Source organism: Nonomuraea sp. NPDC005730, assembly GCF_040630865.1.
In the GTDB taxonomy this organism is placed as follows: Bacteria; Actinomycetota; Actinomycetes; order Streptosporangiales; family Streptosporangiaceae; genus Nonomuraea.
In genome coordinates this window covers 12,872-38,626 of the sequence record NZ_JBEXYK010000009.1, presented here as the reverse complement: position 1 = coordinate 38,626, position 25,755 = coordinate 12,872, and the positions used below count along the sequence as shown (strand labels likewise).

The following is a 25,755-nucleotide window of genomic DNA, read 5'->3' as shown; positions in this document are numbered from 1 at the left end:
CGCATGGCTGATTCGGACATGACACAGAACAAGGCGGCGGGTTCCGCGGTGGCGGTCTACGGCGCTTATGGGCACACGGGCCGTTTCGTGGTGGCGGAGTCGCTGCGGCGCGGGCTGGTCCCCGTCCTGGCGGGCCGCGACGGCGACGCGCTCGGGGCGCTGGCCGAGGCGTACCCCGGGCTGGAGGTCCGGCAGGCGCCGGTGGACGATCCGGCGGCGCTGGACCGTGCCCTGGACGGCGTGGCCGCGGTGATCAACTGCGCCGGGCCCTTCGCCGCCACGGCCGCCCCCGTGATCGAGGCTTCCCTGCGCGCCGGCGTCCCGTACGTGGACGTCGCGGCCGAGATCGAGGCCAACGTCGACACCTTCGAGCTGTTCGCCGAGCGGGCCCGGGAGGCGGGGGCGGTGATCGTCCCCGCGATGGCCTTCTTCGGCGGGCTCGGCGACCTGCTGGTCACGGCGGCGATGGCCGACTGGACCGGCGCCGACCAGGCGCACGTGGCCTACGGGCTGGACAGCTGGCACCCCACGACCGGCACCCGGGCCGCGGGCAAGGTCTCCAGGGAGCGGCGTGACGGCCGGCGCGTCCGCCACGCCGGCGGCCGGCTGGAGTACCGCGACGACCGGGCGCCGGCCGAGAAGTGGTCCTTCCCCGAGCCGGCCGGGACGCGCGACGTCATCGCGGAGTTCTCGATGGCCGACATCGTGACCGTCCCGAGCCACCTGGACGTCCCGGAGGTGCGCAACTACATGACGGTCGAGGCGGCCACGGACGTGGTGAACCCCGACACCCCGGCCCCGGTCGCGGCCGACGAGCACGGACGGTCGGCGCAGCCGTTCGTCGTGGACGTGGTCGTGCGTTCGGGCGCCGCGGAACGCCGGGCGGTGGCCCGCGGCCGGGACATCTACGCCGTCAGCGCGCCGCTCGCGGTGGAGGCCGTCGAGCGCATCCTCACCGGCCGGACCAGGGCCGCCGGGGTGGCCTCGGCGGGGCGCATCTTCGACGCGTCGGACTTCCTGCGGGCGCTGTCGCCCCACATCGAGGTCGAGCTCGACACCGCCGCGCAGCGCTGAGGTGCGCGCGATCAGCCAGGACGTCCTGAGCGGCCCCGAGGGGCACACGAGCGGGGCGACCGGCGAGGCCGTCCTGACGGTCCGACCGGGGGTCAGCCCGGCAGCACCGACAGTTCACAGGCGTAGGAGTCGGCCGGCGCGTTCAGCGCCCACACGACCATCTCGGCCAGCGACCGCGGCCGGATGCACGCCTCCGGGTCGTACGGGCGGCCGAAGGCGGCCCTGACCTCGCCCAGCAGGTCGGTCGCCGTCGCCGCGGGGTAGACCGTGGTGACCCGGACCCCGTGGACGGCCTCCTCCTCGCGCAGCGAGTCGGCCAGTTCGCGCAGCGCCGCCTTGCTGGCCACGAACGCCGACCAGCGCGGGACGCCGGTCAGCCCGGGGGAGGCGTTCACGAAGATCACATGCCCCTTGGCGCGCCGCAACGCGGGCAACGTGAGCCGGACGAGCTCGGCGGCGGAGGCCACGTTCACCGCCATCGTGCGCCGCCACGTGTCGGGGCCGGCCTCGGCGACGGCCTCGACGGGGGAGATCCCGGCGCAGTGCACCACCGCGCGTATCTCCGCCGGCTCTCCCGTCAGCGCCTCCATGGCGGGGGCCAGCGACGCGGGGTCGGCCAGGTCGGCCTCGATCCCGCCGACGTCCAGCCGCCCGACGTCCCGGCCGATGGCGATCACCTGGTGCCCGGCCTCGCCGAGCGCGGCGGCCAGCGCCCTTCCGATGCCTCCGGTGGCCCCGGTCAGCAGCACGTTCCCCATGCCGGCCGATCATCCCGGCAGGACGGGTGGGACGCAACGGCCTTTCCGCCCGTCTGCTCACATCCATCGGGAACGGTTCGATTTCACCTCTGGTGCACCAGGCGTATTCAGCGTACGTTACTCAGCACTCAGTATTCAGAGTGTGACATGTTACAGATCCAAGAGGTCACCGTGAAGATCCACACAATCGCCGCCGGGCTGCTGGCCACCGGACTTCTCGCCGCCGGATGCGCCACCGGCGGAACCGGCGCGGGCAAGGGGCCCGCCCCCTCGATCGCCGCGTCCACCCCCGCGGAGTTGTCCGGCGAGGTCAAGGTGTGGTCGTTCGACGTGGGTGCGACCGCCCTGAAGCGTCTGGCGCCCGAGTTCACCAAGCTGCACCCGAAGGTGAAGATCGACGTGACGGACGTCGGCTACGACAACATCTACGAGAAGGTCACGGTCGGCATGCAGTCGGGCACCGGCCTGCCCGACGTCGTGCACCTTGAGGACGAGCGGGTCCCCGGCTACGCCAAGAACTTCCCCAACGGGCTGGCCGACCTCGGCCCGGTCGCCGGCAAGCTGAAGGCCGACTTCGACCCGGCCAAGTGGCAGACGGCCTCCGGCGAGGGCGGCAAGCTGTTCGCGCTGCCGTGGGACTCCGCGCCCGTCGGCCTGTTCTACCGGCGCGACTACTTCGAGCAGGCCGGGATCAAGGCCGAGGACATCCAGACCTGGGACGACCTGATCAAGGCCGGCGAGACGCTGAAGGCCAAGACCGGCAAGAAGCTCATGGTCTCCGACCTGGGCAACAGCGAGCCGTTGTTCACCACCTTGTTGCAGCAGCAGAAGCAGGGCAGGTTCGTGGACGGCAAGGTCGCGGTCAACACACCGGCCGCCGTCAAGGCGCTGACGCTGATCAAGACCATGAACGACAAGGGCCTGCTCCAGAACGAGCAGGGCTGGGACGGCCGGGTCACCGCGACCAAGGAGGGCAAGGCCGCCGTCGCGCCCACCGCCGTCTGGTGGACGGGCACCCTGGTGTCGGAGATGCCGGAGCTCAAGGGCAAGTTCGGCGTGATCCCGCTGCCCGCGTTCGAGCCGGGCGGGGTGCGCACCTCGGCCAACGGCGGCTCCATGCTGGCGGTCACCGGCCAGACGAAGAACCAGCAGGCGGCGTGGGCGTTCGTCGAGTTCGTCACGGCGAACAAGGACAGCCAGCTGTCGATGATGAAGCAGGAGTCGCTCTTCCCGGCCTACCTGCCCGCGCTGGCCGACCCGTACTTCGCCGAGCCGGTCGAGTACTTCGACGGGCAGCCGGTCAACAAGATCTTCGCCGACCAGGTGCGCGGCATCCCGGCCGTGCAGTCCACCGACGACGACGCCGAGGCCAGTGAGCTGCTGAAGAAGCTGCTGCAGCGTGCGGTGGTGGGTGGCAAGGACCCGAAGGCCGTGCTGGACGAGGCGGCCGAGCAGATCGCGTCCGCCACGAAGCGGGAGATCGGATGACCGTTCGGCGCCGCCTGGTCCCCTGGATCTTCGCGGGACCCGCCGCCGCGCTGCTGGCGCTCTTCTTCGCCTACCCTCTCGGGGCCAGCCTCTGGCAGAGCCTCCAGCGGACCGAGGACGGCCTGACCGAATGGGCCGGCCTGGAGAACTACCAGCGCCTCCTGCACGACGACAGGTTCCTGCAGTCCCTGGTCAACGTCGGGCTGATCCTGGTCGTGCAGGTCCCGATCATGATCGGGCTGGCGCTGGCGCTGGCGTACGTGCTCAACCAGTCGTGGCTGCGGTTCCGCGCCACGCTGCGGATCGCGTACTTCCTGCCCGCCGTGACGACGCTGGTCGCCTACGCGGTGGTCTTCCGGGTGCTGCTGCGCACCGACGGCGGCATGGTCAACCAGCTGCTCGGCGTCGAGATCGCCTGGCTGGACGACCCGGCCTGGGCGCGGGTGGCGCTGATCGCGTCCATCACCTGGCGGTGGACGGGCTACAACATGATCATCCTGCTGGCCGGCCTGCAGGCGATCGGCAAGGAGCAGTACGAGGCCGCCTCGATCGACGGCGCCGGGCCGCTGCGGTCCTTCGTCAGCGTGATCGTCCCGCAGCTCAAGCCGGTGATCCTGTTCTGCTCGATCACCTCCACGATCGGCACGCTCCAGCTGTTCGACGAGAACAAGCTGCTCACCGACGGCGGCCCCGACGACGCGACCACCTCGCCGATCCTGCTGCTCTACCAGGTCGGCTTCAAGCAGTTCGACTTCGGTTACGCCGCGGCGATGGCCTGGGTGGTGGTGCTGCTCATCGGGGTGCTCTCCTACGCCCAGTTCAAGTGGTTCGGGAAGGAGAAGTCATGAAACGCCTGCTGCTCTGGCTGCTCATGGCGGCCGGCGCGGTGGTCAGCGTCGCGCCGTTCTACTGGATGTTCGTCGCCTCCACGCACGACACGTCGGAGCTGTTCCGCAGCCCGCCCCCGTTCCTGCCCGGCGACGACCTGCTGGACAACCTGAGGTCGCTGGAGGAGACGATCGGCTTCTCCCGCGTGGTGCTCAACAGCCTCGGCACGGCCCTCGTCTACACCGCGCTGTCCGTGCTGGTCAGCGCGATGGGCGGGTACGGCCTGGCCAAGTACCGCTTCCGCGGGCGCGGCCTGCTGCTCGCGGTGATCCTGGCGACGATGATGATCCCGTTCCAGGTGCTGCTGGTGCCGCTGTTCCAGATGATGGCCAGCATCGGCTGGGTGGACTCCTACGAGTCGATCGTCATCCCGTTCCTGGCGAACTCGTTCGGCATCTTCCTCATGCGCCAGGCCTTCCTCGACTTCCCCGACCAGCTCATCGAGAGCGGGCGCCTGGACGGGGCCGGAGATCTGCGGATCTTCTACCGGATCGTGCTCCCCGTGGTCCGGCCGCAGCTCGGCGCGCTGGTCATCTTCACGTTCATGAGCCAGTGGAACTCCTTCATCTGGCCCCTGCTCATGCTCACCAGCGAGGAGAAGTACGTGCTGCCGGTCGCGCTCAGCCACCTCACCGGGCTGACCCGCGTCGACTACTCGGGCCTGATGCTGGGCGCGCTGCTGGCCACACTGCCGCTCATGCTCATCTTCTTCGTCTTCCAGAAGCAGTTCGTCTCCGGGCTGCTCGGCGGAGCGGTGAAGGGGTGAGGCCGCGGCCCCGCCACTGACGGCGGGCCTGCCGGAGTGCCCGGACTCCGGCAGGCCCGGGGAACGACCCGTCATGGGGGTCAGCCCACATAGGCCCAGAACGGTTCTGCCATCGCGGAACCGGACCCGCCAGATCTTGCGATAGATCAGAATGTGCGCCCATTCTTCACACGCCGCCGCGAACCACCCCCGGTCGGTCCCCGCAGCAACGATGCCGAGCTTCTCTCGGCCGTCGCGGCCGACCAGGTGGAGGCGCTGAAGCTCCTGCACTACGGGTGGGTGGCCGTGCTCCCGCTCGTGCTCGCCGCACTGGGCTGGGTGAGCCGGGATCTACGCTGAGCACCCTTGTCCGGCAGGGCTCGATGGGTGAACACCGGCCACCTACGCAGCTCCCCACACGTCCGCCCGCGAAACCGGCAGGTCGGCGGCTGAAAGAACCCTTCGAGACCCACTCAATGTGGGTCCTGGGCTCATGTGGGCTGACCCCCGTTATGACGTAACTCACCCTCCTCGACGTCACATCTCGCCCGCCGATCCCGTCTTGTAGGCGAAGGCGAAACGAGGAGGGTCCGATGCGCTCATCGGTGCGGAAACGTCAGTCGTCGGGGCTCGGTCATTGGTCGTTCATGTTCGCCGAGGTGGCGATCTGGTCCTTCGCCGTCCTGGTGGTGACCGGGCTGTTCCTCATGGTGTTCTTCGACCCGGACATGTCCCCGGTGCGCTACCAGGGCGTGTACACGCCGCTGAGCGGTGTCCCGGTCAGCGGGGCGTTCGACTCGACCATGCGGCTGAGCCTGGAGGTGCGCGGCGGGCTCTTCGTCCGGCAGGTGCACCACTGGTCGGCGCTGGTGTTCGTGGCGGCGGTCGCGCTGCAGTTGCTGCGCATGTTCGTGACCGGCGCGTTCCGGCGGCCGCGCGTGCCGCAGTGGCTGATCTGGGTGACGCTGCTGCCGCTCGGGATGGCCGCGGGGGAGACCGGCAACATCCTGCCCGACGACATGCTCTCCGGTGGCAGCCTGTGGCTGATCCAGTCGGTGCTGCTGTCGATTCCCGTCGTGGGGTCGTACGCCGCGCAGCTGCTCTTCGGCGCCGGCTTCCCCGGCGACAGCATCATCCCCACCATGTACTGGACGCACGTGCTGCTGATCCCGGCGGCCATGGTCGCGCTGCTCGCCGCCCGCGAATGGCTGGTGCGGCGGCACGGGCACTCGCGGTTCGCCGCGCGGGTCCCGGCTCGCGTGGGCGTGCGGCCGTTGATGGCGGGCGCGACGATCGGGGTCCTGGTCATCCTCGGCATGGCCTTCCAGATCGCCCCCATCTGGTTGTACGGCCCGGCCGGGCCCGGCCAGATCTCGGCCGGCTCGGTGCCCGACTGGTACATGGGCTTCCTCGACGGCGCTCTGCGGATCATGCCGGGCTGGGAGCTGACGATCGGGGGGTACACGCTCAGCCTCGCGGTCCTGGTGCCCACGCTGGTGGTCCCCGGCGTGTTCTTCACCGTCCTGGCCGGCTACCCGCTGGGCGAGCGCCTCGTCCTGCGGCGTCTCGGCCGGCGGGACGCGCTCGGTCGGCCCAAGAGCAGGAGCCGCCTGGCCGCCGAGGCGACCGGGCCGGCCGTGCTGGACCGGCCGCGCGAGGCGCCCGTGCGAACCGCCGTCGCCGCCGCCGGGGTCGCCTTCTACGGGCTGCTGTGGGCCGCCGCGGCCAACGACCAGCTCGCCCATCAGTTCCACCTCTCGGTGGAGGCCGTGACGATCTTCTTCAGGTACGCCGTCCTCCTGGGCCCGGTCGTCGCCTTCTGGCTCACCCACCGGCTCTGCCTCGGCCTGCGTCTCCAGGACCGGCACGACGTGGAGCACGGGCCGGAGAGCGGCGTGATCGTCCGGAGCGCGCAGGGCGGCTTCCACGAACGCCCGATGCACGTCGAGCCCGAGCGGCAGCACGCGGTCACCGGGCCGCGTGACTGACCGCGCGGGCCGGGCCGCTTGACCTTGACACTGTGACAAGGTCTTCACTGGTCGCCGAGGAGGTGGTCTCCATGACCAGGCAGGAACAGGACCCGGACACGTCCGACGTCGTCGGAGGGCTGGCGGCCGGCGACCCGTCGGTACGGCTGCGGGCGGCCCTGGCGGTGGGCACGACGCCTGACCCGCGCCTCGTCGGCACGCTCGTCGAGCGATGCGCGGTGGAGCCGGAGTTCCACGTGCGCGACATGCTCACCTGGGCGCTCACCCGCCACCCGGCGGAGCTGACGGTCCCGAGGCTGCTCGGCGAGCTGCGCTCGGAGCGCGCGCAGGCACGCAGCCAGGCGTTGCACACGCTGTCCAAGATCGGCGACCGGCGGGCGTGGCCGGCGATCACCCGGGAACTGCTGACCGACGCCGACGACGAGGTGGCACGCAGCGCCTGGCGGACCGCGGTGCTGCTGGCACCCGAAGACGAGCAGCCCGGACTGGCCGAAGTATTGTCGACACAGCTCGGGCGCGGCCGACGGGAGACCCAGCTGAGCCTCAGCCGGGCGCTGGTCGCGCTCGGCGAGGTGATCGAGCCGGTGCTGCGGGCCGCGATGGCCGACCCGGATCCCGGCGTGCGCACGCACGCCGGGGCCACGGAACGGCTGCTGCGCGACCCGGAGGCCGGATTCGAGTTCGCGATCGAGGAGGCGAAGCGCGTCGTGGCCCTCGGCGCCGGCGGCCAGGAGGGATGATGGGCTGTGCTGATCGGCGACGTCGCGCGACGGTCCGGGGTGAGCGCCCGCATGCTCCGCCACTACGACGCGCTCGGCCTGGTGCGCCCGACGGGCCGGAGCGACGCCGGCTATCGCGAGTACTCCGGCGAGGACATCCGGCGGATCTTCCACATCGAGAGCCTGCGGTCGCTGGGCCTGTCGCTGCGTGACGTCGGCCGGGCGCTCGACGATCCCGGCTTCACGCCCTCCGGGCTCGTCGAGGACCTCATCCGGCGGACCCGGGAACGCATCGCGGCCGAGACGGAGCTGCTCACGCGACTGCGCCGGATCGAGGCCGCCGGGCCCGCCGGCTGGGAGGACGTGCTCCAGGTCGTCTCCCTCCTGCAGGCGCTCGGGTCGAAGAACGCGGGCCGGCGCCAGAGCGCGGCCCTGTCCTCGGTCGCCGAGGTCCCGGTGGAGGCGCTGGTCGAGGCGGCGCTGAGCGAGAGCGACCCGCACGTCGCCGGAGCCCTGCGATGGGCTCTGGCGCAGTCGGGCGAGGGCGCCGCCGCGCTGCTGGCCCATGGGCTGCACGCACCGGCGGCCGAGGTGCGCAAGCGCGCGGTCCAGTCGATCGCCGAACTACCGGACGCCGAGGCGACCGCCCTGCTGCGCGACGCCCTCACGGGCCCCGACGCCGTGGTCCGCCGCCACGCGGCCCTGGCGCTCGGGGCACGCGGCGTGGACGACGCCATCCCGACGCTCATCGACATGGTCGTCGAGGGGACGAACGACGTCGACGCGGCCGACGCCCTCAGCGCGCTGGCGGGCCGCCCCGGGGCGGCGGACCCGATCGCCGCCGGGCTCGTGGACCGCCTCGCCCGGCGTGGCGCCGAGCCGTCCGCGCGCCGGCGGCTGACGCAGGCGCTCGCCGACATCCCGGGAGCCACCGCGTCACGTGCCCTCGCCGACCTGACGCAGGACGACGACCGCGCCGTCGCACTCACCGCGACCTACATCCTGGGGCTGCGCGACACACGATGAGCCTCTGCCCCCGTCACGGCAGCAGGGCGACGAACCACGGACGTTCAAGCAACCACGGTTGACCACCAGGAGCTAGTCAACTAGGGTTGCTTATATGCCGAAGGACGACGTACCCGTGGCCCAGGGGCCCGCCGACGCGCTCGCGGCGGTCGTGGCGCTGCGGCGCCGGGCCGACCAGCTGGAGTACGCCGCCGTCGAGCAGGCTATGCGCGCCGGGTGGGGCTGGCCGCAGGTCGCCGAGGCGCTCGGCGTCACCCGCCAGGCGGTCCACAAGAAGCACGCCAAGCGGCTCATCGCGGCCGGCGCGATGCCGAGGAGACGACAGTGAGCGCGATCGACCACTACATCAACGACATCATCGTGCGGGGAGCGGCCGAGGCGCGGGCGGAAGGCTCCGCCGCCACCCAGGCCCACCACCTCCTGCTGGCCATCACCACGGTCGAGGGCACCGCCGCGCACCGCGTGCTGACGGCGGCGGGGCTCGGGCGGCAGGCGATCAGGGATGCGCTGGACCGGGAGTTCGAGCACAGCCTCGGCGCCGCCGGGGTGTCCCTCGCCTCCTACGACCTGCCGGAACCCGTCCGCCACCCCAAGGATCATCCCAAGCTCGGCGCCTCCGCCCGGCTCGCGCTCGAGCGCGGCTTCGCCGCCGCCAAGAGCAAGAAGGACCTGCGTCCCGCGCATCTGCTGCGCGGCGTCCTGGGCGCCGGCGTCGGCACCGTGCCGCGCGCGCTCGCCCTGGCCGGCGTCGACCGGGCCGGCCTGATCGATCGCGTCGAGGAGACGCTCGCGCGCGAAAGCTGGTAACCGGCACCCCTGCCCCCACGCTCCGGCCCGTTCGGGCCGCGACGCTCCATGCCCTCGCGCCGGACTTCCCCCGGCGGGTGCTCCGGCGCGAGGTCGTCCGATCACGAAGAGAGGTCATCTCATGACGAAGAGCAACGGCATCGCGCTCGACGTCGACGGGCTACGCATGCGCTACGGCTCGCTCGACGTCCTGCACGACGTCACGTTCCAGGCCCGCCACGGCGAGGTTGTGGCCTTGCTGGGACCGAACGGCGCGGGCAAGACCACCACGATCGAGATCCTGGAGGGCTTCCGCATCCGGTCGCAGGGCCGGGTCTCGGTGCTCGGCGCCGACCCCACCCACGGCGACGAGCAGTGGCGGGCCAGGCTCGGGATCGTGCTGCAGTCCTGGCGCGACCACGGCAAATGGCGGGTACGCGAGTTCCTCGCCCACCTCGGCGCCTACTACGCCCCCTACGCCGTCCCCGGGATCCCACGGCCCTGGGACCCCGACGAGCTGATCGAGCGGGTCGGCCTGACCGGGCACGCCGGCAAGAAGCTCAGGACGCTGTCGGGCGGCCAGCGGCGCAGGCTCGACGTGGCGATCGGCCTCGTGGGGCGTCCCGAGCTGCTGTTCCTCGACGAGCCGACCACCGGCTTCGACCCGCGGGCCAGGTCCGACTTCCACGATCTCGTACGCGGCCTGGCCGACGCCCGCGAGACCACCGTCCTGCTCACCACCCACGACCTGGACGAGGCCGAGAAGCTGGCCGACCGCATCCTCGTGCTGAACGGCGGCCGGATCGTCGCCGACGGCACCACCGCCGAGCTGGCCCGGCGGATCGCCGGCGAGGACGAGGTGCGCTGGGTGCGCGACGGGCAGCGGTACGCCGAGGCGACGCCCGACTCGACCGCGTTCGCCCGCGAGCTGTTCGCCCGCCACGGCGACGACATCCAGGAGCTGGAGGTCCACCGGGCCTCGCTGGAGCAGACGTACCTGGCGCTGGTGCGCGAGGCCGAGGAGGTGGCCCGGTGAACGCGACCGTCCTGCGCGCGGGCTGGTCCCGGGGCCTGATCGAGCTGAGGCAGTCGTTCACCAACGGCGCCGAGCTGTTCTCCCACTTCCTGTGGCCCGCCCTGATGGTGGCCACGCTGTTCTTCATCCGGGACCTCTCGGTCGGCCCCCTCCTGCTCGGCGCCCTGGCCTTGCCCGGCATCCTCGGCATGAACGCCGCGACCGGCATGATCGGCATGAGCCAGCAACTCACCGCCGACCGCGAGGACGGCACGCTGCTGCGCGCCAAGGCGACCCCGCACGGGATGCCCGCCTACCTGATCGGCAAGGTGATCTCGGTGTCCGGCGGCCTGCTGGCCGACCTGGTGATCTTCCTCGTGCCCGCCGCGCTCCTCGTCCAGGGCCTGCGGATCGGCCCGGACTCCTGGCCCGGCCTGGCCTGGGTGCTGGTGCTCGGCCTGGTCGCGACCCTGCCGATCGGCGCGGTGCTGGGCTCGGTGTTCACCACCGCACGCGCCCAGGGGCTGATCCAGCTGCCGTTCCTCGCGCTGATCGGCATCTCCGGCATCTTCTACCCGATCAGTGCACTGCCCGAGTGGCTGCAGTGGATCGCCCAGATCTTCCCCGTCTACTGGATGGGGCTCGGCATGCGGTCGGCCCTGTTGCCGGACTCGGCGGTCGCCGTCGAGATCGGCGAGTCGTGGCGGCACCTGGAGACCGCCGGCGTGCTGGGCGCCTGGGCGCTGCTCGGCCTGCTCGTGGCGCCGGTCGTGCTGCGGCGGATGGCACGCGGGGAGTCCGGCTCGACGGTGGCGGCCCGCCGTGAGCGTGCCCTGGGGCGGGTCGGATGAGCGCCGTGACCGTCACGACGGCGACCGGCCGGTCCCTGGCGCCGGACCTGGCCCGGGGCGTGATGTTGCTGGCGATCGCGGTGGCGCACGCGCCGGTGTTCGCCGCCGGCACGGCCTTCGGGGTGCTCGACGGCGTGGCCGCGTTCCTCGATCATCTGCTCGCCCACAACCAGGCCCGGCCGATGTTCGTGTTGATGTTCGGCTACGCGCTGGGCCAGTTCGCCTACCGGCATCAGGCCAAGGGCGGGGACTGGAGCTCGCTCAGGACGCTCCTGCGGCGCCGGGGCCGATGGCTGATCGTCATCGGCTTCGTGCACGGACTGCTCGTGCCGCTGGACATCATCGCGGTGTACGGGCTGACGCTGCTGATGCTCGTCCCGCTCGTGCGGGCCCGGGACTCGGTGTTGTGCTGGACGGCCGCCCTGACCCTCCTCCCGGCGGCGCTCGTGACCTCCGGTCCGGTCCTGCTGGCCTTCGCCGGCGCCGTGGACGTCGCGGGGGCCGGGATCATGCCGGCCGACCTCGGCTCCCACCTGCTGTCCGGCCTGCAGCTGTGGCCGCTCAAGACGATCCTGGGCACGATCGACATCGTGCCGGGCATGATGCTGGGCATCTGGGCGGCTCGCCGCCGCATCCTGGACGAGCCCGAGCGCCACCTGACCCTGCTGCGCCGCGTCACCGCGATCTGCCTCGGCGTCGCGCTCGCCGGCCGGCTTCCGGGGGCCCTGCTGCTGTCCGGCGCGTGGACGCCCCCCGCGCCCTGGGCCGCCGTTCTCGCGCACACCCTCGCCGGCCAGGCCGGCGGCATCGGCCTGGCCGCCCTCATGGGGCTCATCGCGACACGGTCCCGCCTCGGCCCCCTCACCGCCGCCCTCGCCGCCCTCGGCCGGTGCTCGCTGACCTTCTACCTGTTCCAGTCAGCGGTGTTCCTCGTGCTGTTCTACCCGTTCACGCTGGGCCTGTCCGACGACGTGGGCTTCGCCGCCGCCTTCGGCATCGCCCTCGCGGTCGGCGCCGTCTCGATCGTCCTCGCGAACTGGCTGCACCGCACAGGCCGCCGAGGCCCGATGGAGGTCCTCCTACGGCGCCTGACCTACGGCCGCCGCGGCACGACGGCCTGGTCGAAAGCTGCTTCCTAGACCTGCCGGCGGCCGGCGAGGTCGGCGCGCGCCGCCGCGGCGGCCTGGCCGACGCCCTGCCTGATGCGGTTCTCCACCCGCGCGACCGCGCCCGGGCCGGCCGCCATGCTGCCCCCGGTGACCTGGGCCTGGCCGGTGACGAAGATGCCGTTGTTCAGGATGGTCGTCTGGCGGTCGCGCAGGTCGCTCACGTCGACGTTGTGCTCCTCCAGGAAGTCGGCGACGGCGTCCATGATGCGCTGTTCGGCGGCCTTGACGTACATCTCCTTGTCGAGCTGCTGGAAGTAGCGGTGGTAGAGGTGGTCGGTGGCGTGCTCGCGGGGGTTGTAGGCCGCGCCGTAGTTGAAGGTGTGGCCGCGGATGGCCTTGATGCTCGCCTTCTGCTGCCGCCTGCGCCTTCTCGGCTCAGAGAGCGCGGCGAGGGTGTTGGGCAGGGCCAGCACCAGCCCCGCGGCGGTGCGCCGCAGCGCGGACAGCGCGATGCGGGCCATCCGCTCGGAGGGCGCGCAGTTGACCAGCCGGTCGACGTCGCGGTAGGCCTCCCGCAGCGGCGGCAGCAGCGAGTAGCCGGCCTCCGTGAACATCATGCCCTTCTCGGCGAGCAGCACGAACCGCAGGAAGATCGAGATGACCACCTCGCCCTCCCAGCCGGTCACGCTCACCGTGAGGTAGGGGCGGGCCCGCGTGCGCGGGTTGTCGCGCAGCCGGTGGATGAACCGCTCGCTCACCGTCGGCACGGGTGGCAGGAGGGCGTCGGGCAGCACGGCCGCCTGGAGCTCGGGGTCGGTCTCGTGGCGCAGGTCGAGGCCGTTGACGAAGAGCTTGTCGCCGACGGTGAGACCGGGCAGGCCGAGGGCGGCGATCTCGGCGGCCACCCGGTCGTAGAGCTCGCCGACCGCGAAGGGCACGACCGTCTCGCCGGGCCTGGCCTTGGCGACGTTCATGGTGAACGACCAGCTGTTGATCCTGCTGCCGTAGCCGACGAAGGGGGAGTAGTCGGCGAACACCGTGACGTTCCCGGCGCCGCGGTCGGCGATGTCGACCAGATGGTCGCGCAGCGCGGGCGAGCTGGGCAGCGGCGCCTCGGCCGGGTCGAAGGAGTCGCGGGTCAGCCTGGTCAGGATGACCGACTCGTGGGCGTCGTAGAGCTCCGCGAAGACGACGAGCCAGGCCAGGAAGAGCGGCAGCAGGACGAGCGGGCTGGACAGCAGGGCCAGGGTGGCCACGGCGAGCACGGCAAGCAGGGCGTCGCGCACATGCTGGCGTCTTCGGGCCATCAGGCCGTACTTGAGCATCGTGGCCAGGTCGACGCCGGGGGACTGGGCGACGGCCCGGAAACGGTCATGAAGAATTGAGCGAATGGTGGAATTACGCACTTTTGCGTCGAGCATCATGGCGATGCTGAGATATCGCGTGACTTCCGTGGCGGCCGGGCGATCGCCCTGGAAATGGCGGCCACAATTAGCGCATACCAGGGAATCGGGCAGGTTGGGGCTGTCGCAGTGACCGCAGTTCATCAGCTCAGTCCTCTGGTCGGGGTTTCCGTGGAGCCTGGCGTCACCCCGACTTTAACGAGCGCGCGTCCGGCATCGCCACGCGAAAAGAATTCGCCCTGAGGACATTATTCGCCAAACGCGATAAACAGCTGCGACGCATCCGTTCGCCGGGAGTGCCAACCTTTCGCCGCGCCCATGGCGTCTGGAGGTTACCGAGACTGAGGAGAGACGTTGGATCGCGACACCGCCTTCCGGGCGTTCGTGGATGCTCACCAACGCCCGTTGATGCGCCTGGCCTACCTGCTCACCGGAGAGGTCCACCTCGCGGAGGACCTCCTGCAGAGCGTGCTGGTCCGCATGATCGGGCGGTGGTCGAGACTACGCCACGTCGGCAACCTCGACGCCTACGCGCGCAGGACCATGGTGAACCAGTACATCTCCTGGCGAAGGCGGCGCGGTTCCGGCGAGGTGCCGACCGCCGAGCCGCCCGACCGCGCGTACGTGAGCGAGGACTCCGCCGTGCTGCGGATCGTCCTGCGTCAGGCGCTCATGCGGCTGACGCCCAAGCAGCGCGCGGTGCTCGTCCTGCGCTTCTACGAGGACCGGACCGAGCGTGAGGTCGCCGACCTGCTGGGCTGTTCGGTCGGCACCGTCAAGAGCCAGGCGCACCACGCGCTGGCCCGGCTGCGGGCGCTGGCGCCCGAGCTGGCCCCGAGACTGCCCGCCCTGGACGACCCGGCCCACAGTGAGGGGGCACGCCGATGACCTGGTTCGGCGAACAACTCGCCCATATCGCCGACGACATGCCGGAGCGCGACCTGGCCGCCAGGGCGATCGAGGCCCATCAGCGCCGGCGGCGCACCCTCATGGCGCTGTCGGCCGCCGTGGTGGTCGTGGTCACCGTGCTCGCCGCCACCGTCGGCGTGCGGGCGCTGCCCGGCGAGCCGCGCGCCGCCGTGCGCCCGGCGCAACCGCCCGAGCGGTCCGTCGTCAAGGTCGGCGTGGTGCCGAGCGTGGAGTCGGCGCCCGTGTTCGTGGCGCTGGAGAAGGGCTATTTCCGGGAGGAGGGGCTGACGGTCCAGCCGCGGATCGTCTCCGGCGCCGCCGCCGCGGCCCCGGAGCTCGCCATGGGCGCGCTGGATCTGGCGCAGACCGACTACGCCACCCTCTTCCAGGCGAACGAGCACGGCCAGTCCCTCAGGATCGTCGCCAGCCTGCACCGGGCCGGGCCGGGCACCTTCGCGATCGCGGTGAATCCCGGGTCGAGGATCCGGACCGCGGCCGACCTGAGAAAGAAAAGGATCGCGGTCCCGAACCTCGCGGGGCTCGGGCGGACGGCGCTGGCGGCCGTGCTGAAGCGGGCCCGGCTGACGTTCCGGGACGTCCTGCTGGTCGAGCGGCCCTACCCCGAGATGCTCATCGCCCTGGAGAAGGGCCAGGCCGACGCCGCGCTGCTGGCCGAGCCGTACGTCACCATCGGCCGCGCGTCCGGGCGCGCCCGGATCGTGCAGGACGCCATGACCGGCGAGTTCGCGAACCTCTACACCGCCGGCATGTCGGCCACCGACCGGTGGACCAGGGCGAACCCTCGAACCCTGGCGGCCTTCCGGCGCGCGCTGGCCAAGGCGCAGGCCCTGATCGCGGCCGACCCCCGGCAGGCACGCGACGTGCTTGCCCGCTACACGAGGATCACCGGGACGGCGGCGGCGGACGTCGCGATCGGCTCCTATCCCGCCCGGCTGGACCTGGCCGAACTCCGGCGCGTCGCCGACCTGGCCCGCGTGTACGGGCTCCTCGGCCGCCCGGCGGACCTGGCGGACGCCGTCGCGGAGGGCGGCTGACCTCAGATCTCCTTGAGGAAGACGATCGCGTCCGCCTGGTCGACGGTGGCGGGGTCGAGGGCCAAATACGTGTGGTCCACCGGGACGCGGGGCGCCGGCCTGCGGTCGAGCGCCCCGGCCAGGCGGCGGGGATCGACGACGGCGCGGGCGCCGGGCAGGTCGGACAACAGGCCTTCGAGGGTGTCGGGGGCCGGGACGTCGGCGCCGCGGGAGCCGAAGGTCGAGGCGGCGAAGGCGTACCGATCGCCGAGGCCCGCGGCGAGGACGGCCCCCGCGCTCCACCACCGCAGCGCCTCGCCCGCGAACCACCACCGGCTCTCGTCGCGCTGCAGGTGGCGGTTGTGGGCGAAGACGAGGGTGGGGCCCCGGCGGTCCTCGCGCCGGACGATCGCGTCGAGGTTGCCGGCCATCATCGTGTCGCGCAGGCTCATCAGCGTGCCGAGCCGGCGGGGCGAGGGGTCGGCCATGCCGGCGTGGTAGCGCAGCAGCCCGGTGGCGGTGCGGGCGTGCAGGCCGGCGCGCCACCGGTCGTCGCCGGACGTGACGGCCGCCAGGTGCGGGGCGTGCGCGGTGAGCAGCACGCCGAGGTCGTCGGCGATCAGGCGCAGCTCCCTGACCTCCGGCGCGCCGCCGATCGACCGGGCCGGGTCGGTGAGGGCGGCCGGGTCGGTCCAGCGCTCGTCGGGGCCGAACAGCGCGCCGAGCTCATCGCGGGTCAGGGGCAGGTCGAGGTGGGGGGCCAGGTAGTCGTACAGGGCGGTCAGGGCCGGGCGCGGGGCGGCCGGGCCGGTGATCTCCACAGGGGCGTCGAAGCCGTCGAAGCGCAGCCGGTCGCGCGGCGCGGACCGCTCGTTGCGGGCCCGCATCCAGCGCAGGAGCTCGCGGTTGGCGGGCGAGGCGCCGAACCCGTGGCTGAAACCGCGGCTCATCGCCTCGTCGAGGGTGACGGCGCCGCCAGTGACGTACGCGTCGGCGGTCAGGCCGGCCAGGCAGTCGCTCTCGATGGCGATCGACCGGTAGCCCTCGTGCTCGACGAGGTGACGGACGAGCTCGTTGCGCACCTCCAGGAAGGCTTCGACGCCATGCGTGGGCTCGCCCAGGCCGAGCACGCGGACGCCGGGGGGCAACAGCGCGGTGAGTGCGCCGCCGGTGAACGTCTGGGCGGCGTCCCGGATGGAGGTCGTCATGCCTTCAACCGTATCGTTGAACTTCTCGTGTAAACTTCTGGTCGATCCCCCAGCGGGCAGGAGGGCATACCTTCAACATGCGGCCCATCGATCTGGCGCGCGCGCACGGCCTGTCCACCCAGGCGGTGCGCAACTACGAGGACGCGGAGATCCTGCCGCGGTCCAAGCGTTCCGCGCACGGCTACCGCGTCTACACCCCGCGCCACGCGGCGGCGCTGCGCACGTTCCTGGCGCTGGTCCCCGCCCACGGGCACGCGACCGCGACCGCGATCATGCGAACCGTGAACGGCGGCGGCCTCCCGGCGGCGCTGCGCCTGATCGACGACGGCCACGCCCAGCTCGCGCAGGACCGCAGCACGCTGGAGGCCGTCGAACGCGCGCTGCGCGACCTGGCGCCGCCGCGCGAGGCGGAGCCGGGCGTGACGTTCATCGGCCCGCTGGCCCGCCGGCTGCGCATCAAGCCGGCGACGTTGCGCAAGTGGGAGCGGGCCGGGCTGACCGTGCCCCGGCGCGACCCGCGTACCGGCTACCGCGTCTACACCGCCGCCGACGTCCGCGACGTGCTGCTGGCCCACCAGCTGCGGCGCGGCGGCTACGGGCTGGAGCAGATCCGGCAGGTGCTGGACCAGGTGCGCGCGGCGGGCGGCATGGAACCCCTGCAGGCGACGTTGCGCGACTGGCACGACCGGCTCACCGCCAGGGGCCTGGCGATGCTCGCCGCCGCCGCCGCGCTGGACGCCTACCTGCGCGAGGGGAACTTTGCGACCGGAGAGGGCATCTAACACGCCGTGGAAGCGTCGAACGCCGGAGAACCGCAGCGCATAGGGCAATACTGGCTGGCCGGCCGGCTCGGGTCCGGTGGCCAGGGGGTGGTGTACGACGCCTACGACCCCGAAGGCCGCCGGGTCGCCCTCAAGGTCCTGCACATGGCCGACAGCCCGGGGAGCCGCGAGCGGTTCGCCAAGGAGGCGGCCGCGGCCGGGCGGGTGGCGTCGTTCTGCACGGCGCGGGTGCTCGACTGCGACCTGTCGGGCAGCAGGCCGTACATCGTCAGCGAGTACGTGCCCGGCCCCAGCCTGCGCCGGGCGGTCGAGCAGGGGCGCCGGTTCGCCGGGGACGACCTGCACCGGCTGGCCACGGCGATCGCCACCGCCCTGACCGCCGTGCACGACGCGGGCGTGATCCACCGGGACCTGAAGCCGGACAACGTGCTGCTCGGCACCGACGGCCCCCGCGTGATCGACTTCGGCATCGCGCGCACCGTGGACATGTCGCTGACCAGGACCGGCGAGGTGGCCGGCACGCCCACGTACATGGCGCCCGAGGTGTTCACCGGGCAGCGGGCGGGCGCGCCCGCCGACGTGTTCGCCTGGGGCTCGATCATCGTGTTCGCCGCCACGGGCGAGGACCCGTTCCGCGCCGACAACCTCGGCGGGGTCATGCACCGGGTGTTGTCGGCCCAGCCCGACCTGAGCGGGCTGCCGCCCCGGCTGGCCTCGCTGGTGTCGGCCGCGCTGGAGAAGGACCCGGCGGCCCGTCCCACCGCCCGTGACCTGCTGCTCGCCCTGGTCAGCGGCACCAGCGCCGACACCCGCGGGCTGCTGACGGCGGGCAGCCGCGCCGCCAGGGGCGTGCACGTGCCCGAGCAGGCCGACCCGGCGCTCGGCACGATCGCCGAGGACGCCTACGGCGCGCTCGCGCCCGAGGAGCGCGAGCTGGCCGCCGAGGTGTTCCTGCGCCTGGTGACGGTCACCGAGGACGGGCACGAGGCCGTGCGCTGGGCGTTGAAGGAGGACCTGCTCGCCGGACGCTCCGAGCGGGAGACCCGGGCGATCGAGCACATCCTCCAGGTGTTCTCCTACCTGGTGACGCAGAAGGACGAGGCGGTGGCGCTGTCGCGTCCCGCGCTGCTGCGCGCCTGGCCGCGGCTGCGCGTCTGGGTGGACGGCGACCGCGACGGGCTCGCCGTGCTCGGCCAGCTCAGCGACGCCGCCCGCCAGTGGGCCGGCAACGGCCGCAAGGACGGCGACCTGCTCCAGGGCAGCCGCCTCGACCAGGCGCTGACCTGGGCCGCCACCGGCCGCAGGCACATCACGCTGACCCCGCTCGAACGTGACTTCCTGGCCGCGGGCACCGGCCTGACCAGGCGGCGTGTGCGCCGCAGGCGGCTGACCACGGCGGCGCTGGCCGGGCTGCTGGTGGTGGCGCTGGCGGCGGGCGGCCTCGCCGTGCTGCGTGGCAGGCAGGTGACCGAGCAGAGCCGCCTGGCGGGCCTGCAGCGCGACCAGGCGATCGGGCGGCAGGCCGCCGCCGAGGCCGACCGGCTGCGGACGACCGACCCGGCCACGGCGATGCTGCTCAGCGTGGCGGGCTGGCGGCTGGCCCCCGGCCCCGGCACCCGGCGGAGCCTGACGACCTCGCTGACGATGCCGGAGAGCGCGGTCTTCCGCGACCCGGGCGCCAAGGGCCTCTCCGCGTCGGCGTCGGCGGCCGGCGGGCGCGTCCGGGCCATCGCCGGCGAGGACGGCGTGCGGGTCTACGACGTGCCCTCCGGGCGGCAGACCGCGTTCTGGCGGTGGCCGCAGGGCCTGGACGCGCTGCCGTCGGCGGCGGCGCTCAGCCCGAGCGGGCGCACGCTGGTGGTGATCAGCAGGGACACGGCCTACGCCTGGGACGCCAAGACGGGCGCCAAGCTGCGCGAGCACCGCGTCGGCGAGGGCAGCCCCGGCGTGCACGTCACCTTCGACGGCAACGAGAACCTGGCCGCGGTGATGCGCGAGAGCACCCTGGAGTTCCTGTGGGACACCAGGACCGGCGCGTCCTACACCCCGGAGCTGGAGGCGGGCGTCGCTCCGGCGATCGCGCGCTCCGGCGCCTACATCGCGGGCGTCGGGCCCAACCAGGGCGGGCTGAAGGTGATCCGCCTGCCCGGTCTCACCGTGGACACCCGCCTGCCGAAGGCGTGCGGGCCGGTGGTGGCGTTCACGCCGGACAGCAGGCGGCTGCTGTGCGCGAACGGCGACATCGCCGCCTTCGACCTGGCCACCGCCAGGAAGGTGCCCGACTCCGACCGGCCGTTCTGGCAGGAGTCGGCCCTGGACGACACACTGGCCGGACGGCTGCGGCTGAGCCCCGACGGTCGCCGGATGCTGGCCGTCGAGGGCCGTACCCTGCACCTGCTCGACGCGGACGACGGCGACGAGCTGGCCCTCTACCGGGCCGAGGGCGAGCCCGAGGACGTCTGGCTGGAGGCCGACGGCCACACCGTCCGTTACGTGCTCGACAGCTCGACCGTCACCGCCGACCTGACCTCCCGCCTGCCCTCCACCCGGCTGCCGCAGGGCTACGAGATGGACGCCTTCAGCCCGGACGGCCGCCTGGCCGCCGTCACCAAGGACGCCGGGCCGGTCCGCGTGTGGGACGGCGGCCGGCTCGGCGTCGCGATGGCCGGCAGCGCGGGCGTCACCGGACAGCTGTTCGACCCGGCGGGCGCCCGGCTGGCCGCCGAGGGCGAGGACTCCTCGGCCGGCCTCTGGGACGTCGCCACCGGCCGCCGGTTGTGGCGCCACGCCGTGCCGCGCACGCAGTTCGTGCTGTCGAAGGCGTTCACCCCCGACGGCCGCCGGCTGGTGCTGTCGCTCAAGGAGCAGAGCGAGCGGGACGCCCGCAACGAGCTGGTCGTCCTCGACGCCGGCACCGGCCGGACGCTCGCCCGGCACCCCCTGACCACGACCACCGAGACCATCGTGCCCACCCGCGACGGCACGGCGGTGGTGACCGGCACCGGCAAGGTCTACGACCTGCGCACCGGCAAGGCCGTCGGCCCCGGCTTCAACCGGTCGGGCCTGGCGATCGCGCTCAGCCCCACCGCTCAGGTGCTCGCCCTCGGCTCGGCCACGGTCGAGCTGTGGGACGTCGCCAAGGGCCGCGAACTGCCGCCCGCGCTGCGCGTGGCCGCCCGGGCGCAGGTCGAGACGGTGCTGTTCAGCCACGACGGCTCGCTGCTCGCGCTGATCGGCAGGTCCATCGGGGAGACGTTCGACGACGTGTACACCGTCCAGGTCTGGGACGTCGGCTCGCGGGAGCGGATCGGCTCCTTCCCGATCGGCATCCTCGACCGGCTGGCCTTCAGCGCCGACGACCAGACCCTGTACGTCTCGGGCAACTCCTCCGGGACGATCATCCGGATCCCGGTGGGCGCCGAGTCCGTGTCCCGCCTGGTGTGCGAGCGCGCGGGCCGCACGATGAGCGCGGAGGAGTGGCGGCGGTACCTGAAGGACGTGCCCTACCGGGACGTCTGCCCGGGGGCGCGGCGCGGACGGTCGTGACGCGCGCCGGTCGTCAGATCGCGGGCAGGCCCCGATCGCCGTCCAGCACGCCGCCGCGCAGGTCGTCCGGGGCCGTGACGCGCGGCGGCACGCGCAACGTCAGCATGGCCACGTCGTCGTCGTTGTCGTCGGGCCGGACGCGCTCCAGCAGCATGTCGCCGAGCGCGTTCAGCGGCCGGTGGGTGTGGGAGGCGGCGTACCGGCTCAGACGGGCCAGCCCCTCGTCCAGGGAATGCTTCGGGGACTCGATCAGCCCGTCGGTGTAGAGCACGAGGGTGGACTCCGGCGGCAGCTCCACGACGGCGTCGGCACGCTCCCCGCGGATGCCGGTGCCCAGCAGCAGGCCCTGGCCCTCCTCCAGGAAGCGGGTGCGACCGTCGCGCTCGACCAGCAGCGGCGGCGGATGGCCCGCGTTGCTCCAGCACAGCAGCCAGCGGCCGTCGTCGGTGTGCTCCAGCCGGGCCAGGACGACGGTGGCCATGGTCGCCTGCGCCATCCGCACCACCGCGCGGTCGAGCCGGTCGAGGATGGCGCTGGGCCGGTCCTGCTCGGCGCCGGCGTAGGCGCGCAGCATGTTGCAGACCTGGGCCATCCCGGCGGCGGCCTCCAGGTCGTGGCCGACCACGTCGCCGATCACCAGGGCGGTGGCGCCGTCGGGCATGGTGAAGGCGTCGTACCAGTCGCCGCCGACCTGCGAGGCGCGGGGGGCGGGCACGTAGAGGGCGCTCATCTCCAGGCCGGGCACCGACGGCAGGCGCGGCAGCAGGTGGCGCTGCATGGTCTCGGCGACCCGGCGCTGCCGCTCGTACAGGCGGGCGTTGTCCAGGGCCAGGCCGGCCCGGCGGGCGATGTCCTCCACCAGCAGCAGGTCGGCGGTGGTGAACGCGCCGGGACGCTCGGCGCGGCCGAGCGTCAGCGCCCCGACCACCTCGCGCACGCCGCGGATGGGCGCGATGCCCACCGAGTGCATGCCGGTCCTGCGGAACAGCTCCTGCTGGAAGACCGCGATGCCGGAGTCGGGCGCGCCCTGGTAGGTCTCCGGCCCGGCCAGCGTCGCCGTGACCCCGCGCAACGCCCGCGACAGCGGCATCGGCGACTCCTCGGGGACCGCGGGCATCGGCCCCTCCAGGTCCTCGTGGTGGACCAGGGCGCCGTCCTCGTGGTGGACGACGGCGGCGCGGGTCACGCCGCCGTGTTCGGTGAGCAGGTCCACCACCACCCAGTCCGCGAGCAGCGGCACCACCAGGCGGACGAGCTGGCGCAGCGTCTCGTCCACGTCGAGGCTGGAGGTGAGCGTCGTGGTGGTCTCCGCCAGCAGGGCCAGCCGGTCGAGCTCGGACATCGACGTCATGTGCTCCGGCTCCGGGACGTGCGCGCCGGGTTCGTCGGCGTCGTGGAAGAGCACCAGCGCCCCGGTCGTGCCGTCGCCGAGCACGCAGGGCGTGACCAGCCACGAGGCCGGCAGCAGGGAGCCGTCGCCGCGTGCCAGCCATTCCCGCTCGCCCTGGGAGGTGCCGCCGGTGATGAGCGGGCGTCGCATCGCGCACCGGCTGCGCGGCAGCGTCTCGCCGCGCGGGCCGCGGTGGAGCAGGTCGTGGGCGTCGCCGCCGAGCAGTTCGGCGGCGGTACGGCGGAGCAGGACCTCGGTGCGCGGAGCGACCTCGACGATCCGGCCCCGGTCGTCCACGACGTACCCGCCGGCGTGGGTCAGGTCGGACAGCCCGCGGCCGCCCTGCGGCCGGTGCGGCCCGGCGTCGTGCTCCGGCACGTTCATGGTGTCGGCTCCTCTCGTGCCCACCTCCTACCCGCCGGCCTGTCCGTCACCAGGGACGCCCGCGGTCTTGACAGTATGGCCGACCTTAGGCGGATCTATTCAGTACCCGAGAATCCGGGTGCGGTCGCTGACCTCGTCGGAGAGGAACGACGCCAGGGCCCCTGCTTCCTCGCCGACGGCGGCGCGCTCGGCCGGGGAGAGGCCGCGCAGCGGCGTGACGAGCACGGTCTCGTCCTCGACGGTCCAGGTGGCCGAGACCCGGCCGTCCACCAGGACCGTCCGGGCGCCGGCGACCGACAGGCCCCGGTGTTCGCCGTCGATGATCCGGCCGCGGTCGTCGTAGCCGAGGATCGCGTTGTCGAACGCCGGCAGGAACCGTACGGGGGCGGGCGTGCCGGGGTCGGGGCGTGGCGCGCCGGGCAGGTCCAGCAGCTCGCGGCCACGCTCGTCCCGGAAGGCGACCAGCTCCTCGCGTACCGCCGTCACGGCCTTGGGCAGGCCCGCCAGGCCGGACCAGGCGCGCAGGTCGGCCGTGGCGGCGGGGCCGTACGCCGCCAGGTAACGCCGTACGAGGGCCTGCCCCACGGGGTCGGAGCCGTCGGCGGACGGCGGGTCCACCTCCCGCCCGAGCCAGGACGACAACGGCAGGTTGCGCACGCCCGCCCGCGCCCGCCACAACCCGCGCGGCGGGAGCTGCGCCATCGGGACCAGCGCGGCGACCAGCATCTCGCCCAGCGCCCGCGGCCCCGGCTCGGGCCAGCGACCGGCCACCGCCCGCGCCAGCTGCGACATCGAGCGCGGCTCGCCGTCGGCCAGCACCGCCCGGCCGGCCGCCGCGAGCTCGTCGAGGTTCACCCCGGCCAGCTCGTGGCGGTAGACGCCGAGCACCCGCTGGCGCAGCATCGCGTCGTGCCGGGCCCGCCAGGCCAGGACGTCGGCGGCGGTGACCAGGTGGACGGTGCGCCGCATCAGGTGGGTGCGCACCACGTCCCGGCCGGTCAGCAGGTCCGACAGCGCGGCCGGGTCGAAGGCGCGCACCCGTGACCAGAGCCCGGTGAAGGGCTCCTGCGGCTCCTGCGCCTGCAGGCCGCACAGATGCGCGACGGCGTCGAGGACCGGCAGGTCGGCGCGGTCGAGCAGCAACTGGCGGGCGAGCGTGGCGCGGTTGAGCGCCCTGGTGCTCAGAACGGTCATCTTCTCTTCCCGCGCTCAGGACGCGCCGTGACGGTCATCTCTTTTTCGCGTTCAGGACGCGCCGTGACGGTCATCTCTTTTTCGCGTTCAGGACGCGCCGTGCTCGACGATCCAGGTCACCCCGAACCGGTCGCGCACCATGCCGTGCAGCGGCACCCACTGCGCGGGCCCGAGCGGCCGCACGCCGGGCGCGGCCACCTGGCCCCACATCACCCGGCCGGCGTCGGCGGGGTCCTGGACGTGCCCGGCGTCCTCGTAGGTCACCGTGGTGACGTCCCCGCCGAACACCGACCGGTAGAACGCGAGCGCCGCGGCGGCCTCGCCCCGGAAGTTCCGATGAATCATGACATTGACGGACATGGAAGGCTCCTCGCCGGTTCGGCTCATGGTCGCCGGGAGCCGTCCGGCTCCCGCTTGCGGTGCCCATGCTGGCGAAGGAAGCGGTCAGGTTGTGGCCTCTTCTTACGGCACCATGGAAAACATGCAGAAGACCTCGGCACGCCTGCTGGCCCTGCTCTCGCTGCTCCAAATGCGCCGCGACTGGCCGGGGGCGCTGCTCGCCGAGCGGCTGGAGGTCAGCCCGCGCACCGTGCGCCGCGACGTCGACCGCCTGCGCGACCTCGGCTACCCCATCACGGCGATCAAGGGCCCCGACGGCGGCTACCGGCTCGACGCGGGCAGCGAGCTGCCGCCGTTGCTGTTCGACGACGAGCAGGCCGTCGCCCTGGCCATCGCGCTCCAGATCGCCGCCACCGCCGGGGCGGGCATCGAGGAGGCCGCGGCGCGGGCGCTCGCCACCGTCCGGCAGGTCATGCCCGCACGGCTGCGCCACCGGATCGACACCCTCCAGGTGACCGCCGTCGAGCGGGCGGGCGCACGGCCCGAGCCGCAGGTCGCCGGCGGGGTGCTCGTCGCGCTCAGCGCCGCCGTCCATGCCCGTGAGGTGTTGCGCTTCGACTACCACTCGGAGGCGGACGACGGCGGCGCGCTCCCGCCGCCCCGGCGGGTGGAGCCCCACCACCTCATCACCTGGGGCGGGCGCTGGTATCTCGTCGCGTGGGACCTCGACCGCGCGGACTGGCGCACCTTCCGCGCCGACCGCGTCGCGCCGCGCACCCCCACCGGGCCCCGATTCATCCCGCGCGAGCTGCCCGGCGGCGGGGTGGCCGCCTTCGTGACCGCGCGGTTCCGGGGCTCGGACGCGACGGGCGGCCGGCCCTGCCGCGGCGAGGTGATCCTCGCGCTGCCCGCGGCGGTCGTGTCCCGTTACGTCCGGGACGGGCTCGTCGAGGCGGTGGGGCCGGACCGCTGCCGGCTCGTCATGGGGTCGTGGTCGTGGCTGGGGCTGGCGGCCGCGCTCGGCAGGTTCGACGCCGACATCGAGGTCGTCGGCCCCGCCGAGCTCAAGGACGCCTTCACCCAGCTGGCCCGCCGCTACACCGCCGCCGCCTCCTGACC

At 73.1% G+C, this 25,755-nt stretch carries 24 protein-coding genes; 18 read left to right on the top strand and 6 right to left on the bottom strand.

Translation table 11 applies throughout. The features are described from left to right. The first annotated feature begins 3 nt into the window (after positions 1 to 3). A complete protein-coding gene (locus ABZ444_RS14365; RefSeq protein WP_357995716.1) occupies positions 4 to 1,074 on the top strand; it encodes a saccharopine dehydrogenase NADP-binding domain-containing protein in 1,071 nt (356 codons plus the stop codon). 92 nt (positions 1,075 to 1,166) lie between these two features. Here the strand turns inward: ABZ444_RS14365 and ABZ444_RS14360 are convergent, their stop codons facing one another. Further along, positions 1,167 to 1,832, bottom strand: a complete 666-nt coding sequence (locus tag ABZ444_RS14360; RefSeq protein ID WP_357995713.1) for an SDR family NAD(P)-dependent oxidoreductase — start codon at positions 1,830 to 1,832, stop codon at positions 1,167 to 1,169. Positions 1,833 to 2,003: 171 nt separating this feature from the next. On the opposite strand from ABZ444_RS14360, the gene ABZ444_RS14355 reads away from it, so the two are divergent. The 12 genes from ABZ444_RS14355 (at position 2,004) to ABZ444_RS14300 (ending at position 12,477) form a co-directional block, all read left to right on the top strand. Further along, the gene (locus ABZ444_RS14355) at positions 2,004 to 3,320 is read left to right on the top strand and encodes a sugar ABC transporter substrate-binding protein (protein WP_357995710.1); all 1,317 of its coding nucleotides are present in this window, start codon (positions 2,004 to 2,006) and stop codon (positions 3,318 to 3,320) included. Then, positions 3,317 to 4,168: a sugar ABC transporter permease gene (locus ABZ444_RS14350; RefSeq protein ID WP_357995707.1), complete on the top strand. Its 852-nt coding sequence runs from the start codon at positions 3,317 to 3,319 to the stop codon at positions 4,166 to 4,168. Before ABZ444_RS14355 ends, ABZ444_RS14350 begins: the two co-directional genes overlap by 4 nt. Next, entirely contained in the window at positions 4,165 to 4,974 is an 810-nt protein-coding gene (locus tag ABZ444_RS14345; protein WP_352356636.1) for a carbohydrate ABC transporter permease, read from the top strand. Before ABZ444_RS14350 ends, ABZ444_RS14345 begins: the two co-directional genes overlap by 4 nt. 153 nt (positions 4,975 to 5,127) lie before the next feature. After that, positions 5,128 to 5,313, top strand: coding sequence for a hypothetical protein (locus tag ABZ444_RS14340; protein WP_357995704.1), 186 nt, complete (start codon positions 5,128 to 5,130; stop codon positions 5,311 to 5,313). Positions 5,314 to 5,546: 233 nt separating this feature from the next. After that, positions 5,547 to 6,941, top strand: a complete 1,395-nt coding sequence (locus ABZ444_RS14335; protein ID WP_357995702.1) for a cytochrome b N-terminal domain-containing protein — start codon at positions 5,547 to 5,549, stop codon at positions 6,939 to 6,941. A gap of 71 nt (positions 6,942 to 7,012) precedes the next feature. Continuing rightward, positions 7,013 to 7,681: a HEAT repeat domain-containing protein gene (locus ABZ444_RS14330; protein ID WP_357996217.1), complete on the top strand. Its 669-nt coding sequence runs from the start codon at positions 7,013 to 7,015 to the stop codon at positions 7,679 to 7,681. A gap of 6 nt (positions 7,682 to 7,687) precedes the next feature. Further along, the gene (locus tag ABZ444_RS14325; protein WP_357995699.1) at positions 7,688 to 8,686 is read left to right on the top strand and encodes a HEAT repeat domain-containing protein; all 999 of its coding nucleotides are present in this window, start codon (positions 7,688 to 7,690) and stop codon (positions 8,684 to 8,686) included. A gap of 94 nt (positions 8,687 to 8,780) precedes the next feature. Continuing rightward, positions 8,781 to 9,014 carry a hypothetical protein gene (locus ABZ444_RS14320; protein ID WP_357995696.1) on the top strand — a complete coding sequence of 78 codons (234 nt, stop codon included), beginning with the start codon at positions 8,781 to 8,783 and terminating at the stop codon, positions 9,012 to 9,014. Beyond that, a complete protein-coding gene (locus tag ABZ444_RS14315) occupies positions 9,011 to 9,493 on the top strand; it encodes a Clp protease N-terminal domain-containing protein (RefSeq protein ID WP_357995693.1) in 483 nt (160 codons plus the stop codon). Before ABZ444_RS14320 ends, ABZ444_RS14315 begins: the two co-directional genes overlap by 4 nt. A 121-nt stretch (positions 9,494 to 9,614) precedes the next feature. Next, positions 9,615 to 10,508, top strand: coding sequence for an ABC transporter ATP-binding protein (locus ABZ444_RS14310; protein ID WP_357995691.1), 894 nt, complete (start codon positions 9,615 to 9,617; stop codon positions 10,506 to 10,508). Further along, the gene (locus ABZ444_RS14305; RefSeq protein WP_357995688.1) at positions 10,505 to 11,338 is read left to right on the top strand and encodes an ABC transporter permease; all 834 of its coding nucleotides are present in this window, start codon (positions 10,505 to 10,507) and stop codon (positions 11,336 to 11,338) included. Before ABZ444_RS14310 ends, ABZ444_RS14305 begins: the two co-directional genes overlap by 4 nt. Then, positions 11,335 to 12,477 carry a DUF418 domain-containing protein gene (locus ABZ444_RS14300; protein ID WP_357995685.1) on the top strand — a complete coding sequence of 381 codons (1,143 nt, stop codon included), beginning with the start codon at positions 11,335 to 11,337 and terminating at the stop codon, positions 12,475 to 12,477. Before ABZ444_RS14305 ends, ABZ444_RS14300 begins: the two co-directional genes overlap by 4 nt. Here ABZ444_RS14300 and ABZ444_RS14295 read toward each other — a convergent pair. Then, positions 12,474 to 13,853, bottom strand: coding sequence for a hypothetical protein (locus ABZ444_RS14295; protein WP_357995682.1), 1,380 nt, complete (start codon positions 13,851 to 13,853; stop codon positions 12,474 to 12,476). The genes ABZ444_RS14300 and ABZ444_RS14295 overlap by 4 nt on opposite strands. 351 nt (positions 13,854 to 14,204) lie before the next feature. On the opposite strand from ABZ444_RS14295, the gene ABZ444_RS14290 reads away from it, so the two are divergent. Next, positions 14,205 to 14,738: a SigE family RNA polymerase sigma factor gene (locus tag ABZ444_RS14290; RefSeq protein WP_357995679.1), complete on the top strand. Its 534-nt coding sequence runs from the start codon at positions 14,205 to 14,207 to the stop codon at positions 14,736 to 14,738. Beyond that, positions 14,735 to 15,814, top strand: a complete 1,080-nt coding sequence (locus ABZ444_RS14285; RefSeq protein ID WP_357995676.1) for an ABC transporter substrate-binding protein — start codon at positions 14,735 to 14,737, stop codon at positions 15,812 to 15,814. The genes ABZ444_RS14290 and ABZ444_RS14285 overlap by 4 nt, the downstream gene beginning before the upstream one ends. A 2-nt stretch (positions 15,815 to 15,816) precedes the next feature. Here the strand turns inward: ABZ444_RS14285 and ABZ444_RS14280 are convergent, their stop codons facing one another. Then, on the bottom strand, positions 15,817 to 17,001 hold the full coding sequence (locus ABZ444_RS14280; protein ID WP_357995673.1) for an erythromycin esterase family protein: 1,185 nt from the start codon (positions 16,999 to 17,001) through the stop codon (positions 15,817 to 15,819). A 77-nt stretch (positions 17,002 to 17,078) separates the two neighbouring features. Between ABZ444_RS14280 and ABZ444_RS14275 the strand changes: the two genes are divergently transcribed. Together ABZ444_RS14275 and ABZ444_RS14270 are read left to right on the top strand one after the other, a co-directional pair. After that, positions 17,079 to 17,783: a MerR family transcriptional regulator gene (locus tag ABZ444_RS14275; protein WP_357995670.1), complete on the top strand. Its 705-nt coding sequence runs from the start codon at positions 17,079 to 17,081 to the stop codon at positions 17,781 to 17,783. Positions 17,784 to 17,789: 6 nt separating this feature from the next. Next, on the top strand, positions 17,790 to 21,329 hold the full coding sequence (locus ABZ444_RS14270) for a serine/threonine-protein kinase (RefSeq protein WP_357995667.1): 3,540 nt from the start codon (positions 17,790 to 17,792) through the stop codon (positions 21,327 to 21,329). Between the two features lie 13 nt (positions 21,330 to 21,342). Here ABZ444_RS14270 and ABZ444_RS14265 read toward each other — a convergent pair whose 3' ends face one another. The 3 genes from ABZ444_RS14265 to ABZ444_RS14255 form a co-directional block, all read right to left on the bottom strand. Continuing rightward, positions 21,343 to 23,103, bottom strand: coding sequence for a SpoIIE family protein phosphatase (locus ABZ444_RS14265; RefSeq protein WP_357995664.1), 1,761 nt, complete (start codon positions 23,101 to 23,103; stop codon positions 21,343 to 21,345). A 99-nt stretch (positions 23,104 to 23,202) separates the two neighbouring features. Then, positions 23,203 to 24,297 carry a winged helix DNA-binding domain-containing protein gene (locus ABZ444_RS14260; protein ID WP_357995661.1) on the bottom strand — a complete coding sequence of 365 codons (1,095 nt, stop codon included), beginning with the start codon at positions 24,295 to 24,297 and terminating at the stop codon, positions 23,203 to 23,205. Between the two features lie 87 nt (positions 24,298 to 24,384). Further along, the gene (locus ABZ444_RS14255) at positions 24,385 to 24,657 is read right to left on the bottom strand and encodes a hypothetical protein (protein ID WP_357995658.1); all 273 of its coding nucleotides are present in this window, start codon (positions 24,655 to 24,657) and stop codon (positions 24,385 to 24,387) included. Between the two features lie 121 nt (positions 24,658 to 24,778). Between ABZ444_RS14255 and ABZ444_RS14250 the strand changes: the two genes are divergently transcribed. Beyond that, entirely contained in the window at positions 24,779 to 25,753 is a 975-nt protein-coding gene (locus tag ABZ444_RS14250; RefSeq protein WP_357995655.1) for a WYL domain-containing protein, read from the top strand. Positions 25,754 to 25,755: the final 2 nt, after the last annotated feature.